The organism is Klebsiella sp. K47 (assembly GCF_051858335.1).
GTDB lineage: Bacteria > Pseudomonadota > Gammaproteobacteria > Enterobacterales > Enterobacteriaceae > Klebsiella > Klebsiella pneumoniae.
In genome coordinates this window covers 1-248 of sequence record NZ_JBPYUI010000172.1, presented here as the reverse complement: position 1 = coordinate 248, position 248 = coordinate 1, and the positions used below count along the sequence as shown (strand labels likewise).

Genomic DNA, 248 nt, shown 5'->3' with positions numbered 1-248 from the left:
AAGGTGGGTGCCGGGCGCATCGACTTCGACCTGTCGGGCCTGCTCGACAACCAACTGGGCCATCTCGAGAGCGAGGCTGACCTGGCCCTGCGCAGCCAGACGCTGAACAACGCCAATGGCAGCCTGCGCGCGCTGGGGCGCAGCGGCACCACCCTGATCAGCACCCGCGAGACGTTCAACAACAACGCTGGCCTGCTGGAAACCGCCAACCAGCACCTGGACCTGCAAGTCGCCGGCCTGAGCAACAA

1 protein-coding gene is annotated in these 248 nt (G+C 66.1%); it reads left to right on the top strand.

From position 1 onward, the window contains the following. A partial coding sequence (locus RRF55_RS27580; RefSeq protein ID WP_439419238.1) for a hypothetical protein occupies positions 1 to 248 on the top strand: 248 nt, incomplete at both ends.